At 43.6% G+C, this 17,005-nt stretch carries 4 protein-coding genes; all 4 read right to left on the bottom strand.

All coding sequences use genetic code 11. The features are described from left to right. Nucleotides 1-12 precede the first annotated feature (12 nt). The 4 genes from ACK8P5_RS14925 to ACK8P5_RS14940 all read right to left on the bottom strand — a co-directional run bounded on the left by ACK8P5_RS14925 (nt 13) and on the right by ACK8P5_RS14940 (nt 16,900). Entirely contained in the window at nt 13-4,809 is a 4,797-nt protein-coding gene (locus ACK8P5_RS14925; protein ID WP_422657059.1) for a glycoside hydrolase domain-containing protein, read from the bottom strand. Nucleotides 4,810-4,896: 87 nt separating this feature from the next. Next, the gene (locus ACK8P5_RS14930; RefSeq protein ID WP_422657060.1) at nt 4,897-8,964 is read right to left on the bottom strand and encodes a beta-N-acetylglucosaminidase domain-containing protein; all 4,068 of its coding nucleotides are present in this window, start codon (nt 8,962-8,964) and stop codon (nt 4,897-4,899) included. Nucleotides 8,965-9,072: 108 nt separating this feature from the next. Further along, entirely contained in the window at nt 9,073-12,996 is a 3,924-nt protein-coding gene (locus ACK8P5_RS14935; RefSeq protein WP_422657061.1) for a glycosyl hydrolase family 95 catalytic domain-containing protein, read from the bottom strand. 103 nt (nt 12,997-13,099) lie between these two features. Further along, nucleotides 13,100-16,900, bottom strand: coding sequence for an alpha-L-fucosidase (locus tag ACK8P5_RS14940; protein ID WP_422657062.1), 3,801 nt, complete (start codon nt 16,898-16,900; stop codon nt 13,100-13,102). Between the last annotated feature and the right edge of the window lie 105 nt (nt 16,901-17,005).

Here is a 17,005-nt window from a genome sequence, read left to right on the forward strand (position 1 = left end):
ACCCTCCTTATTCTATTGCATAATTTTTGCTGCGATAGCCGCAAGATCCATGATGTCAATTTTCTTATCATTATTAATATCAACGTGTTTAATATTTGCCCAATCCGGACTGTTGAAATCTTTACCGTAATGAGCTGCTGCAATTGCCAAATCACCAATACTCACTTTACCATCCTTGTTAATATCCTCATCATTACCTACGGTAATTGGTAGAACCTCTACACCTATTGAAGCTGAAGCTACATCACTCTCAACACCCTGATCATCACTAATCATAAAAGCAGTAGTTTTGATAGAACTTGAAGCTGAGTCCACCAAAGTCTTAGCCCGGAAGTTCAGCTTAACGAACGTACCATCGGTGTCAATCTGATGGTCAGAGCCGACACCTGCCAGGATCAATCGAACCTTGCCTTCTTCCTTCATTGAACTCTCAATAAGTTTTAAGTTCTCAATAGTAGAAGTAGCTTCCCCAAAGACGAAATGATCCGGATTATAATTCACCGTCACATCCAATGCTTGAATAGGAGTCTTTACTCCCTTCAGCCCCAAATCCACTGAAAAAGTATCTCCGGCTTGAATAGATTTTGGTCCCTTAAGATCAGCGGTTGTTTCATCCGGTTGTATTACTTCGCCTTCCACTTGTTTAGAAGCGTCATATAGAACCGATTTCAATCGAGTAACTTCCAGTGGAATATCTACTTTCCCCGGATCTTTCACACCATTAAACGGATCGTAAGCCACCCCCACCGCTTCCATCTTCCAAATCTCTGCTTCGAGTGTTTTACCTACATCCGCATTCATATTCGAAATATACCTTACTTTCTCAACATCTCTAATGCCTTCTTTCATCTTCTCAAACCGGACGGAGCTTACGGCTCCAGGGTACACTTGAGCAGAATCACCTGATTCCCATGTTCTGAAATCTGTCGTTTCATACGGATTCTGAACAAAAGAGTCAAACGCCCATCTTAAATAACCGTCGGTTTTATGCCTAAGTGAATACCACATTACCCATACTGGCTCTGCAGGGTTCGAGCGGGTAAAGCTGTTCGGGAAATGTCCTACGCAGTTGTAGATCGTCGTCACAAGTCCGAGCGCTCTCCGATGTTCAGCCACCGCCGCAAGATCCTTGTTGTTATGTTGAATGTAGATTAATCCTACCGAAATATTATGAATCCGATCCAGTCTTGGATCGTTCAGGCTGTTGTAGTTCATGGCTGCTGATATTTTCAATCTTCCACCCGACACTTCATCAATTAAATCCGCAGCCTTAATCATGTCGTTTACAGATCGCTCATCATTCGCCATGGTTGTAATATCAAGCCATCCTTTTTCTTCGAGGTGAGGAACGAACGCTTCTAAGAAAGCTCTCCACATGACCGTCCACTTCGGATCACCCACTGGCACAGTTTCAATCATGTCACGCTGCGTCAATTCATCATAATATTTAATCTTACTAGCCCACGACACCATGCTATAAGCATCGATCTGCTCATCGATCCCTAAATCCATCATAAACTGAACCCATTGATCGAAGATGTCAAAATTAAATTCAAAGCTGCCGTCCGCTTTTTTCGTCCATTTCACCATCGAGTCATAACGGTCATACGTCTGTGAATTCCAAGGATCAAAGGTTACTGTCGTTGTGATAACTTTTTGACCCGCTTCAGCGAGCATCTTATAATGCGGCTTCATTGCATCAAAATGTGCCTTCGTCCATAACTGATCCTCCGGAATATGGTTCACTCTCGCTACAGCATAAGGGTTTTGCCAGAGATCGAGCGCAAAATCCCAATCTTTAACCTCTGGTAATGTCAGGTCTAACACTTCGAGTTCAAGATTAAACGTTACACTTTCTCCGGAAGCAGAAGTTGCTGTCAATAGTCCTTGATATATTCCAGGTGCTGCATCTCTTGGAACGTCAATGGACACCCAAAGTGGCTGAACGTTAAACGAGTCGATGTCTACTGGGTCAGATGAACCTAGAATATCTGGAATATCCTCTTGCGGACGTCCCTGGGAAGGATTCCCCCTTGCTGCTTTTGTTGTTTTCACAAAATGTGCTTTAATGTTCGATTTGTTTATTTTGTCGTTGTTACCAGCTGTCATATCACCAATAGTAAGCGTTACCTGTTCTTGCTTCTTGTTGGTTGACCATAATACAAGCTGAGCGCTTGCTCGATCCCCTTTCCAAGCATCTCCTTTCCATGTTTTTTCCGTCATCTGAACGATTTCGTTATAATCCACACGCTTGTAATCATCGAATACGTTCTCTACAACATAATGTGTATTCGTTGTTCCGACCGCACCCTTTAGACCATTACTTCCTGGTGTAATCTCAATTTCACGTACGGCTTTAAAGCCTCCATCTTCGGATGTTGCCGTTACACTCACTTTCCCGCTATTCAAAGCTTTTAACTTTCCTTTTGCGTCAACTTGGGCCAAAGTCACATCACTTGTGGACCATAGAACCTTCTTGTTCGTTGCATTAACCGGCTCAACTGACGCATTCATCTGCACGATGTCTCCTTCATTAATCGACGATGGAGTGTTATTTATTACGATCCCTGTAACGGGGACAACTTTAAAGGTAACTTCTGCATAATCAATCTGCATATCAGGTGCAGTTCCCGTCTTCTTTCCGGTTGCTCTGACCTTAATAGTATGTTCGCCAGATTTCAGCTTCCCTGTATCGAAAAGAACCTGTTTGAATTGTCTGGATGGTGCATAGGCATCAACCTCAACCTCTGTACCCCCATCTACAGATACGGCATAGATTCCATGATTAGGAGCTTTTATGCCGACTAGCTTAAGCTGTTCACCTTCGAACTTAACCGTGAAATAAACATTCTCAGGTTTACCTCCCCAGCTGCCAGAACTCGACCAATGCTCATCACCATTGTGCAAATTAGCAATACCAGTGCTGGTACTCCAAGGTCCATAAAATTTAAATTGATTCAAGCCATCCCCTGTTTCAAAATCATTAATAATCCGAGTCGTTGTCTCCACTGGTGGCTGCTGTACAGCTTCATCCAGCTCACTAAGTTTTAGTCGAACCGTCATTATATAAGGCGCTCGTGTGTCCTGCGGATTAAAGTAACCGTAAGATGTAAGTACAAAAGTTCCGTCTTTGAGCACCACATTGCCCGCATATCCTGTATCTCCCGCTCTAACGGATGGTGTAAAGTCATCCATCAATCTAACACGATACTGTCCTTCTTTATTGTTTACGAGGTCATCATATGTCCCAACCCATGCAACCCAATCCCCCGCAACCCAATCGTTAAGATCTGTAGAACTTCTCCGAATGATGTCCCTAAATGTAATTAAAAGTCTGCCTGATACTGGGTCATACTCTGCCTTATGACGTTCCCCCATTAATGCACCTTGCATCTCACGCGGCTCCGTCCACGTCTTACCTTCATCGTTCGAAAATGCGATCATCGCATTCGTTTTTTTATGCTGCGCTCTAGCTAGTAATGCCAGCTGATCGCCCTTAGGTGAACGTATTACTTCAATCTCACAAAGTCCGGCGTACTTCTCAATGTCATTATGTTCAGCAAGCAGTCTCTCGAGAGTACTCCATTGTTCATTCCCATTCTCATCAAAGGTTAAATATGTCTTCCAATTGTTATACTGAAAATCATGAAAGATTCCCATCCAGCGGTATGCCCAGCTACCGTCTGGATTCTTGAGTCTTGTTAGACTTGCCATAGCCACGATTCCTGCTTTGCCATTGTCCTTAAAGAAATGCTTGAGCTCCGACCAGGTCGCTCCATTGTCCTCGGAATAAGCCGTCTGAAATCCAACATCACCATTTCGAACCATTCCACTAATCAACTGAAGTCTGGTAGATCCATCAGGCATCTCCAACTTATAGATGGTTGGGGTTTCCTGACTCGATGCCCAAGAAGCTGGCGTACTCAGGCGATCACTCCAAGTTAACCCGCCGTCGGTGCTTTTCTTTACTACGATTGGACCAATTCCATGTCCTTTGGGATAGAACGTATAGATCGTTTTCCCGTCATCAAGAAGTACAGAATCCGGATGACCGAGATACTGACCGGGTTCTCTATCCGTCAGCACCTGACGATCGGTTTCACCAGCCAGGTCAATCATAGGAATGGTGTAGTCGAGCCGAACGGGCTTAGTACCACTAAGTTCAGCGATTTCTTCCAAAGTAAGTGTCCGGTTGTACACTTTTACGTACTCCATATCCCCGGCATAATGCCACTCGCCACCTGTACTATCTACATTTCTTCCTACCCACATGCCGTTTAGGGATGGAACGTTTGCAAAAAATGCAGTGGAGGTGCTACTCCCTTTCTCTGATCCATCTACATAAATCTTCGTGCCAGAGCTACCTACGTTCAGAACAGCGGTATGCCATTTTCCATCATTAAATGAACCGGTTGCCGTTATTTTTGTTGCATACACATTATTTTCACGGTTCTCAAAATAAATAGAGCCATTATTCATCGTAAATGAAATATTGCTAGAAGGCTTTGCTGTATTCGATGCGCTTAAGAATGTTTTTGCTATTGCACTGCTTGTTGACTTAAACTTCACTGCAATGGAGCCTTGGGACAACCCCGCTGCCTTGCCAATATCAGCTGTTTGATCGATAAAATCACTTGTTCCGTTGAATGATCGATTTACCTTGTAATCAAGCAATAATCCTTCCCCCAAATCTGAAGTTATTACATTCTCTTCCGGTTGTGAGGTTTTCGCAAAAACTGGATTCGCTAAGACCATAATTAATATGAGCGTTACGATGATAAAGCTGGATAATCTGCGATTCCTTATCATATAAAATTTCCCCTCCCTTTAATAAAGGTTCTGCCTCAAGGAAGGGGCCCTAGCTTAGGGCCCTCTAAGAAGAAAATGCTCACGTATTTATTTCAGTATGCTTTGCGCAATGGCTGCCAGATCCATAATATCGATTCTACCGTCATCGTTTATATCCGCACGTTTTGCAGTTTGCCAATCTGGACTGTTCTGATCCTTGCCATAGTGCGCTGCTGCAATCGCTAAGTCACCGATGGTAACTTTACCATCTCCATTCAAGTCTCCCGAATGAACCGGCGGATGTTCGTCTCCATTTATCTTGACCTGAGTACTTGAAGTGGCAGCTTCCGTTTCAATTCCCTCGCCGTCCCCCATCACCGCCTTCGATACTGTTATACTTGTGGTCGCTGTCTCTGTCACTGCCTTCGCGATAAAATCTAGATTCAGCAGCATCTTATCTTGTTTGATCGCATAATCCGGTCCTTCACTTACAACGATTAAACGTACTTGACCAGGAAAGCTATGGGTTGTATCAATTACATTAATGCCTTCTTGAGTAGAGCTAACCGATTTCAGCTCCATTAAGGAATGATCATAAGTTATCCGCACATCTTGTGCATAAATCGAATCAACTACATTTTTCACCCCATATTGAATGCTAAATGGTTCACCACCATTAACAGTGACGGGTCCTTTTAGTTCCGTCGATAATTTCAAGTCTTCCGGCGGAGTCTTACCATCACCTGGAACCAATATGATTTCGTGAATCATTGGTTTTATACCGCTAGCCCATTCCAGCTTCATCTCCAATACATGTTCAAAAGACGACGTATTAATCATGTTATAAGTCTGATTTAATACGCCAGCTTCGTGCCAGCCTTCAAGGTCTCGCACTTGAACTTTAGCATCCGATATGGATGATGGACTTTGAAGAATACGAATCTGATCAAGCCGCGTATGACGTGACATTTTATAGTTCAAATAGCCTGAAGTTGAATTCCCTTGTGGTGTATAAAAAGTTGCGATCTTTCCATCAATCGATGCCTGAGCTTCATTCCCAGCTTTTCCTTGGGGGACAGCTTGGATCGCTGGGTTATCCATTCCCGGTTTCTCGATCCCTTCATTGACAAGAATTTCATTCAGTGCAAGCCAGCCTGCGTTATCTACAGTCGTATATAAACGGATATACCGTGCGGGCTTATTGTCCACTTCAACTCTTAAATAACGGTATGGAGCCACGTGCTGAGGGAAGTTTTTAGTGATATCTTTAGGATTGTTAAAGGTATGGATCGTTTCCCATTTAACACCGTCAAGAGATATTTGTAGCTCTCCCTGGCGGAAGTAATCCCCTTCTCCGTCGTTAATTACAACTCCTGCATTTAGTACAGGAATAACACCACCCATATCAACCTGTACGAATCGTCCAGGTGTTTGTCGTCCGTTAAACCAGACCTTGCCGTCAATCTTACCGTCAAAAATTGCGGCTAGATTACCTTGATAAACCCCTTCATAATTATGGCTAACTACAGGCTCGGTAAATTTTTGATAACTGATCTGCAACTTTGCTAGATCGAATTGAATATCCTTTTCTCCCAAATTTATAAGTCTGATATAAGCAGCATTGGGATAAGTACCGCTGCCTGGAGATATCGTATTCCATTCAATCCCGTTCTCGGAAAGCTGCAATACGACTTCGTTGCTGGAACTTTCTAGCCTCACGTCCGATATCTTCTGCAAGCTAGGAAGTTGAAGACCCAGATATTCATGCTGCTTTAATGTAATTCCTGAAATTTCTGATAGATGTGAAGAAAAATCTGTTTCTGTCACAGAAGAATTCTTCAAAGAATCCACATTAGTAAACACGGCTGCTCTATCCTTTGTCTTATTTACGGTAAACTCCCGAACCGCAGTCCATAAATCTGGCTTTCCTCCAGGAATGCCTGCATGGGTTAGTCGATACCGAATATACCGGGCTTCCAAATCAAGTTGTGTCTCTGCAATATAGGTACCTGACTTCTCATCTCCGATCGATGTCCAATTCTCTCCATCCAAAGAGTATTCTAGCTGTCCTCTTTGAAAGATATCATGGTCTGTATCTGTTCTACCTTGAATGATATGGATGTCATTTACCTTAATGGTTTTACCAAAGTCAATACCATACCAATCGCCATTCTGCTGTTTCGTCTGTATGTATACAAAGGTGTTCAAGTCTCCATCCACCATTTTGCTGATATTCGGCAGAACTCCATAAGAACTAAGTGGAAGTGTTGAGTGATTGTTAGGATCTAAAGTGTTAGAAATTTGAGCATCAAGTGTCTGAATTAATTCATTAGCAAAAGGTACAAGGCGTTTGGCCCCTGCTTCAACCGTCTGAGGTTTATCGTTAATTACAGCTCTTGTAAACTTCTTCGATTCCGCCATCGAATTCGTTGCCTTTACGAGTGCTTCCACTGCAGCATTCATATCACCTTGCTTAAATGCCACGGCAGCTTGAACAGCATATTTATCAGCTTCAACGACATAGTTCAAGCTGTTAATCCAAGGGTTGATTTCGTCCAGCAAATTTTCATTCTTGATCTTAGACTTGAAACCTTGAATAGATTTCAGAATATGATCGAATTCAAGAACTAACTCTTCACCAATCTCCTGCAATGGGGTTCCCTTTCTGTACGCGTCTAAGAATGTTCCCAGCTGCTCCTTAACATTCTCAGATTCATCAAATACGACGCCCCGTCCGTTAGGTGATGGGTCGCTCATATGATAGGCAATGGTCTTATACTCTTCAGCTGCTTCGGGTTCGATAAATTGGAAGGAATTCTGCCAGCTGTCTGCCGCATCAAAATCATCAACGTTCCAAGTAAAATCAGCAACACCGAACAAAGCTACCTTAGAGAGTTCAGCCTGCTCTAGAGGGTTAGATACAATCCCAGAAAAATTGTGTGTACCCCTTTCAAGCATAGGTACTTCCCCGAGGAGAAGACGATTTTTCATGTAACCGTTTACCGGATAATTGAACCAAATATACGGATCTCTCCCAATCTCATTCTTAACCCACTGATTATCCGTCGTGTTCACACTACCGATAACATCTTTTCCGGTCCACATGATCTCGACATTGTCTGGAACATTTCTTAAAGCTTGGAGATAAGGCTTACCACTTGTTCCAGTCCATGCTTGATTATAGAAAGGCGGACAGTAAATTAGAGATTTCACATCTCCCTTGGAGGCTACCCAATTCGCCACATCGGTGACCAGCTTGACATGTCTATCTTTATCTGTAAGTGACTGTGCTGTACTAATGTCATCCAAAAATAAACCAAATTGCCTTACGCCAGCACCGTATAACTGTTCCAACTTGGCTAACAGAGTCTGAAGCTCAGCCTCATAATTGTTCCAATTAATCATGCTAAAGCCTGGATGGATAGCCCACACAAACTGCGTTTTTGTTTCATGACCCACATCGACCAGTTCCTTGACCTTGGCTAACTCATCTGGTGGATATAGCGTCCGCCAAGCAGAATTATGGTATTTATCATCTTTCGGTGCAAATATATAGGAATTCATCTTGAGCTTTCCGCCAAAGCGCATAAGACTAATTCGATCTTCATGTGACCATGGAAAACCGTAAAATCCTTCAATAAAACCTCGCCATTTCGAATCTGAAAAATCCTCAACTTTTAGGGAACGTAGTTCTTGCCCTGCGCTTTGTTCAAAAATCATGTTCAGTGTGGCTAAACCGTAATACACCGCATCTGAATCGTCTCCGAGAATTGCAATAAGTCCTTTCTGTTCCAATCCCTTGTCAGCTACTAACACATACGGATCTTCCTTACCACTGAAAATGGAAGCATCATATTCGACTTTCTCGGAGAAATAGGTATCAACCTGTTCACCAGAACCTTTAATACCGAGTAGAATATTTGTTTTACCTGTAGCAATGGCCCCTGATTCTGAATAGGTAATTGCTTTGGAGTCAAGGATCATCGCCAGAAAATCCTGTGTTTCGGCATCCACTGGGCCGTCTAGGACCAGATTCACCTCATCCGTAATTGTAAAACGGGTATCCGTATAAGTTACCTTTTGTGGTAATGGATATAGCGTGTATTCTCCGGTAGCAGGAGTACGATCCGCACTTGCTGGATATGAGAATAAATTTAAACATATAAAAATCGACAATAGGCAGCTCACCGTTCTTTTCACAATCAACTTCCTCTCTATTCAATTGAGATATCAAGAAGGAGCGGGCCCTTTAAAGGGCCCTCAAAGAACAAATAAACTTGTGATTTAGTTCAATATTCGCCGAGCAATAACAGCCAGATCCATAATATCGACCTTACCGTCATTGTTAATATCTGCACGCTGTGCGGTTTGCCAATCCGGACTATTCTTGTCTTTGCCATAATGGGAAGCCGCAATCGCTAAATCGCCAATGCTCACCTTGCCATCATCATTCAAGTCTTCGGAACGAACCGGCGGTTGTTCATCTTCCTTAATCTCAATCTGAATACTTGAGGTGCCCACTTCTTTCTCCTGTCCATTCTGATCCCCAAACAAAGCACTGGTTACTTTTATGTTGGCACCTTCGGACTTGGTAACGAGCTTCGCTTTGAAATTCAGTTCGAGAAGTTTTGCATCACCTTTTATGGCATGATCAGCGCCTGTACTTGCCGTAATCAGACGAAGCGTTCCATTTGGATCATTCTTTGACTCCAATACCTGAACACCATCCGAGACAGATTCACCCGAGATGAACTCAAGAAGATTTTCGTCGTATTTCAATCGAATGTCTTGTGCATAAGCTGCGTCCGTGACATGGGTAATACCCAGGTCTACAGTAAAGCTCTGCCCTTGATTAACCGACTTAGGACTGGATAAAGTCATAGCAGCAGATTCTTCAGGCTCATCATCGCCAACAGGTACATATTCAAAAGCATCAATCATCGCGATTGTATTCGAAGAGGCATTATTCTTTGTCCCCTTCACCACGATCTTGATCGTGTGTTCCTCTTTTGATAGATCTGCTTTTTGGAATAAAACCTGCTGTTTCAATGTTGCTGGACCATATCCATCCACACCTTCCGCCACAAGCTCTCCATCAAGATAGACATCAAAATAGCCGTGGTTCGGCTGAAGTGCACTGATGAATTTAATGGAGGTCCCAGTAAACGTGAAGGATGCAGATGCACCTTTCTCATTACTAAAGCTTTCTGTGCCTTGGTAGTTGCTAGGATTACTGTAAGGACTCCACACTCCGGTGTATACAATGGACGAATCTTTATCATCCACTTTGATCGGAAGCACTGGCGGTTTTCGACTAGACATAATCTTATACTGCTGCCCCTTCACTGTTGGGAATTCAATTACATTCCCATTCGCTGTATAGTTGACAGATTCCCCACTCCCAACATGTACAACCTTCGTTTTATTAAGCTCTGCAAATCCAGAATATTTTACTGTAGCTTTATTTCCTTGCTTCGAAGTAATCATTGCTTCTCTAAGAATCGTACCTTCCCAGCTCATATCGACTTCAAATCCACCTCTTGCAACAAGGCCTGTAACATTTCCAGTAGGCCATGAGTCTGGTAAAGCTGCTAGTAAATCAATACTTCCTGCATGGCTTTGCAGAAGCATCTCCGCAATTCCGGAAGTGGCTCCAAAGTTACCGTCGATTTGGAAAGGAGGATGTGTGTCGAATAAATTATCGAGTGTACTGCCCTTGAGCTGCTCCCCTAACAGTTTGTGTGCACGATTACCGTCTAGCAGACGTGCCCATAAATTGATCTTGTTCGCTTTACTCCAGCCCGTTCCCCCATCTCCACGCGAATTCAATGTAACTCTTGCTGCTGCAAACAACTCCGGATTATCTACTTCATTGATAAGTGTTCCTGGATATAATCCGATCAAATGCGAGATATGCCGATGTTGATCGGTAGGGCTATCAATGTCGTTCTTCCACTCCTGAACCTGTCCCCATCGCCCAACTTGCGGCATCCAGAGCTTGCTACGTTTCTCCATGACCTCACTACGAAGCGCTTCATCCACATCCAAAATCTCGCTTGCCTTTATGAACTGTGTAAATAACTCCCAGATTAATTCCTGATCATATGACACACCGATGGAAACATCCCCTTGCTCTGGAGAATACGAAGGAGATGATACAAGACTTCCATCGGAGTCTTCAACCAGGTACTTCACCCAAAATTGTGTGGTTTCTTTAATAATGTCATACACCTGACCCCTTAATAGATCTTTGTCTCCGCTGAATGCATAATGATCCCACACTTGTTGAACCATGAAGGCATTCGCCGCTGGAGACCAGCCCCAGTAGAAGTCAGATCCAGGTGCCGTATAACCAAACGGGTTATTTACCGTATGAATAGCCCAGCCTTCCCCTTCGATGCCATGATGTCTTTGCGCCGTCTCTCTTCCCGGTTCACGCAGTGAATCAATGTAATCAATGTAAGGAATGTCCGTTTCCGCTAGATTCACGACTTCAGAAGGCCAATAATTCATCTGCACATTGATATTGGTATGGTAATCACTATTCCAAGGTGGATTATTCACTTGATTCCACACCCCTTGCAGATTGGCAGGAAGTGATCCTTCCCGTGAGGATGCGATAAGTAGATAACGTCCATATTGGAAGAATAATGCCTCAAGGCTTCTTTTCTCTGACTCGCTAGCATTTGTTTTGTAACCGTTCAAAAGCTCATTCGTTGGAATATTCGCTACCGATCCACCTAGATCGAGAGAAACTCGATCAAACAACTCTTTATAATCTGTCACATGGGAGACACGCAGCTGATCAAACGACTTTATTGCTGCCGCCGCAAGATTGGCTTCAACAACTTCTTTTGGCGTCTTATCACTCTTATACGTTGGGTAGTCGCTCGCATAATCTGTTGCAGCGGTCATCAGGATCGTGACATTTGTCGCCCCGTTCACGGTTAATTTCCCGTTATTCGCTGTCACACTTCCTCCTTCATGTTGCACTTGAAGCTGAGCCTCATACGCCATCTTATTGCTCGGAACCTTACCGCTTAAAATCAGCTTCTTCCCTTCTGCCTTCACACTATTGGAGGGCTGAGCTCCGGTAAGACGAATATCAAAGGTCAGCGGCTGATTCTCTTCCGTGGTCAGTCTCATAACCATGACCTTATCGGGATAGCTTATAAAATACTCCCGCTTGTATTTCACATTGTTGGATGTATAAGACACTCTTGCCATTGCCTCATTAAGATCCAGCTCACGCCGATAATCCGAGAAAGTCTGACTTCCACTGTTATCAGAAGCACCTGTCATCTCCATTTCGGATAATTGAATTTTACTTCCACCTTTGCTTACCAGATCAAATTTATAAAACTTAAAAGCTGTACTATTGGCAAATGTATAAGATTTTTTCAACTTCCGACTCGCAAACTCTTCATTACTTCTTGTGTCCAACACGGTCCACTGCTGCCCATCATTCGAACCTTTTAGCGTCCAGTTCTTCGGATCTCGGTCCGGTACATCGTTTCCTGAAGTGAATGAATATCCAGTAATGATCTTGGATTCTTCATATGCCCATTGCACCCAGAAAGGAGGTGCTCCATCGCCTGAATACCATTTCGTATCCACTGAGCCGTCTGTTAGATTCGAAATCGGTTCACCGTATTGCGGATTATCTGAGCTTGCCGTTACGGTATAGGCTGATTGACGATTAAAATCCAGAAATACATCTCCAAATGCCTGATAAGCCCCAAAGGAACTATCTCCAGCACCCATGACACCTGTTATTTTCCCAACAAGCGCCTTGGCTTCATTGACCTTTCCTTCCTTTAAAAGTTGTCTTATCGTTTCAACATGGGCCTGCGCACCATCTTTAATTCCGTATTGATAATTTGGATCTGCACCAGGTCCACCGCTCCATAGCGTCTTTTCATTAAATTGAATACGCTCTTGTAAGACGCCTCCGAAAACCATGCCGCCCATGTGTCCATTTCCAATCGGTAGAGCCTGTGTCTCCCAATTCGTTGCCGACTGTCGATACCATAGGGACAAATCCTGATCACCCGCTGTTCTATCCACAGCCGGCTGTATATCCGCATGCAGTGTTGAACCTATAATTCCGTTAATCGGTAATAAACTGCTAAGTATCTGAGAACAAACGATCCAGATCGATAGCACCGCAGCTGTTCGCCTGAACAACCTTTTGTTGCCTATTTGCATTATGCTTACCCCTCTCATATTAGTCGTTTAAAAATAGCAGCCCCAAGATCAGCAAGTTTTTGTCACAGTGCTTTGTCCTGGGCTGCCATATGTTCTGGTTTTCCTATTCGATAATCTTTCTAGCTAGTGCCGCAAGATCAGCGATATCGATTTTTCCGTCGTTGTTCAGATCTGCATGCTTAATCTTAGTCCAATCTGTACTTGTGGATTCTTTACCGTAATGTGCGGCCATGATGCCCAGATCACCGATACTTACCTTTCCATCTCCGTTCAGATCGCCAGAGTATCCAGGTGTATCCGTAGTAATATCAAACGTGATTGACGAAGCTAGTGCCTTCGTTTCTGTTCCATTCTCATCACCAAGCGTCATGTTAGAAATTGTGATTTTACTTGAAGAACCTCCGGCACTTTCCTTCGCCTTAAATTCGAGATTCAGGATATCCGCAGCTGCTTTCACTGCATGCTCTGCACCTTCGCTCGCGGCAATCATTCGAACTTGACCAGGAACCTTCGTAACGGTTTCTACAAGTTGAACTCCCTCTACTAACGAATCAGCCGCGATAAATTCCATGGTCTGTTCATCGAACTGAATCGTCATATCTATTGCAAATATTTGTTCCGAAACATTGTTCAACCCAACTTTAACGGTGAAGGGTTCGCCTCCTTTTACCTTATCCGGTCCCGTTATGGTTGACGTCAAAATCTGCTCACCAATGACGGACGATTTGAATTTATCAAGTGCAACTTGCAGCTGATCTTTAGACTTTGTCACTTGTTCTTGCGTAGACGTCAGATCACTCGAAACGAGCTCGGCATCTTGAATTGCTTGATTTAATAATTGCTTGGAGCCTACCGGATATTGTCCCGTCTTGTTACCTTCCACAGCTTCATCATGGAAGCTTTTTGATTCCTGAATTAGTGCGTCTAGCTCCGCTGTATCAGCAACCTGAGAAACGGTTGGATATAGTCCAACTTCTTCCAAATGAACAGGACCTCTTGCTTTCAGAATGCGGATTCTGAATTCTGTGCCCGTTACAGCATTTTGAAGCAAAAGAACGCGTTTATAACCGATAACTCCTCCGGTTGCTATCTGTTCCCACTCCCCGGACGCTTTACGGACATCCACCGCAAAAGATTCTACTTGTTGACCCTGCGTAATATCTTCCTGAACAAGCACCTTATCAACCTCGACTGTTTGATTAAGCTTAAACGTAAGGGTGCTCGGCTGAACGGATGAAGATTGCCATGATGTCTTATTGTTTCTGTCAATGACCTTGTTCGGATCTGATCCTGCTGCACCGTTCTCTGCACTAACAACAGCACGAGAAGCATGATTCACCGCAAAATCACGTTTCATACGCAGATTCCATTCCTTCAAACGCGCAACATCTGCATCCGGAAGCTTTCCACGTTTATCGGGCGGGATATTAAGTAACAGAACTGAATTTCGAGCAATGGACTGATAATAAATGTTTCTTAGCTCTGCAACTGACTTTGGCTGTTGATTGGCATGATAGAACCAACCTGGACGTATGCTTACATCTACCTCAGCTGGGAACCAAGTTAAATACTCCATTCCTTTTGCAGCAGCATCTGCCAAAGCACTCCGACTTCCGAGATCCGATGAGCTATAAGAAGGATGATAGACCTGTTTTCCTTCTTCATCCATTTTCGCTCCCAGAACACTCCATTCGTTCTCTCTTGCACGGCCGGATTCGTTACCTACCCAACGAACATCATTTCCCGATACAGCGATTACGGCATTGGGAGCAAGTGAACGAATAAGTGAGTAATAGCTCTCCCAGTCATATTTCTCTGATCGATTGCCTGGAATGTTGCCTTGTGAGCCATCAAACCAGACTTCATCAATCTCTCCATACTCCGTTAACACCTCATATAGCTGATTAAGCATTCTTGAGCCGTAATCCGTTGCAGGCAGATTGAATGTTGGAAGTTCGCTTTTATTAGCACGATCATCTCCTTCAACCAGAGTAGGGATATTCCGTAAGCTCGGCTTGCTTCCATTGCCAAATATACCTTCGGTATAAGCTCGATGATCTGCTGGAGACAGGTACACGCCGACTTTGATACCGTATTTACGCATGGATGTTACAAATTCACGAAGAACATCCCCTTCTCCGTTCTGCCACGTACTCCCTTTCACACTAAAATCCGTGTACCTTGAAGGATACAGAAGGAACCCGTCATGATGTTTGACGGTTAGTATCGCCATCTTAAATCCGCTTTCCTTCAATGTTTTGGCCCACTGATCTGTATCTAGATCTGTTGGTTGGAATTTGTTCGGGTCTTCGTTAAAATTCCCCCATTCAACGTCATAGTAAGTATTGATTCCGTAATGTAAGAAGGCAGTTTGTTCATATTCCTGCCATGTGACCTGGCGAGGTTCCGGTCGTACTAAAGATGCTTTTGCAGCAAGTGCTGCTGGACATTCATTCTGATTGATAGGAATTCGGTAGCCAGGATTAAGTTCCGTAGGTACCAGACATGGTCCCCCTAGAAGCCCAAGCAGTTCAGGCTTGAAGTTTCCTTCCAAAGTACCAAAAGCGACTCCGTACACTTCACCCTTCAGACTTGCCTTGTCAGTTGGTACTCCTGATGCACCACCAAAGACGATAGAATCTTTAGTTACAGCTGGAACTTCAGCTAATGTTAACGTCTCACCTAGCTGTTCTTGACCTTTCCACAGACTAACTGAGGCAGTTCCATCACGATTTTCTGTGTAGACAAGCGATAAATGAATATAATCACCTGTCAATTTCCCTTCAATATCAATGGTCGCTAAAGTCTCCGAATGACTTACAATCTCCAAAGTCTCTTGTGAAGACCGACGAACCATTATAGCTCCTCCAATGTCAAACACTACCGTTCCAGATTGTATTGAAGAAGGAGCAGCCGATATTTCGATAGCAAAATCAGAATCAAACCTCCCTTCATTATTAAAGTTATGACTAGGAGCGAACACGATCTTTGATTGTTCGCCGCTCATTTTTAGACGTCCAAGTCCTGTGATTTGACCTCCTTCCACATTTAGCGTTCCTCTGACTATCTCATCCTCTGATGGGATGTATTGTGTTTGATTCACTGTCCCTAGAGCTCTGACCCCCAAATGTTTAGTGATGCTTGAAAGGCTCATTGTCTTTAATAGAGAGGGACTAAATTCCCCCTGATAGCCCGCCACCACTGCATGGGATATAGAACCTTTGAAACCACGATTAAGTGCTGCTGAATGAACCTCATTACCGAAACTGAATTTCCCTTTCTCACTGCCGCCACCACTTATAGCTGCACGGCCATTCTTAGATATTGCTGGCGTCAACTCTTTACCATTCAAAAATGCCTTTAGTTCTGCTCCCGAAGATGTAGGCTGATAAACGAGAGCAATAGCATGCTCTTTACCCGATTCAGGTGCTGAGGTCGTGCCCTTATACTCTGTCCAGCTACCGTTGTTGTTCACGGCAAAGCCATATTCCAGCGTAGTAGCGGATTGGTACCTCGCATACAAATTGCCCATCACCCCCATTAATGTACCTAAGGTATTTTGCGAGCTCTGGGGCTTAAAGACAGCTTCTACGATAAATGGTTCATCAATTGTAGTAGTCCCATAAGGATTTACGGTACGGAATTCTATCCCATTTGTACCACCACCCAATACAATACCTTCTCCAAATACAAGTTGCTCATTACCAGAACGACGATTTACCTCTCCGTCCATCGTTTCACCTGTAGAGGCTGTGTATCCTTTCTCCGTCGAGAACGAACCCCCAAAACCAATATCAAGCAAAGACTGGCTACTCCCTGCTGCCTCTGAAATCGAAGAGAATATGGGGAGTGTACTGAACACCATACATGTAGCCAATAAAAAAGAGGATAATCTTTTCTTCAAAGTATATTTCCTCCTGACCGCTATCAAATTTGTTCATGATATTCATATCGAATTGAGACAATCAAATGAGCGGGAAGATATCAATTATTGCATATCTCCCCGCCT

The sequence above is a fragment of the Paenibacillus sp. EC2-1 genome, from assembly GCF_049311625.1.
Taxonomy (GTDB): domain Bacteria; phylum Bacillota; class Bacilli; order Paenibacillales; family Paenibacillaceae; genus Paenibacillus_AQ.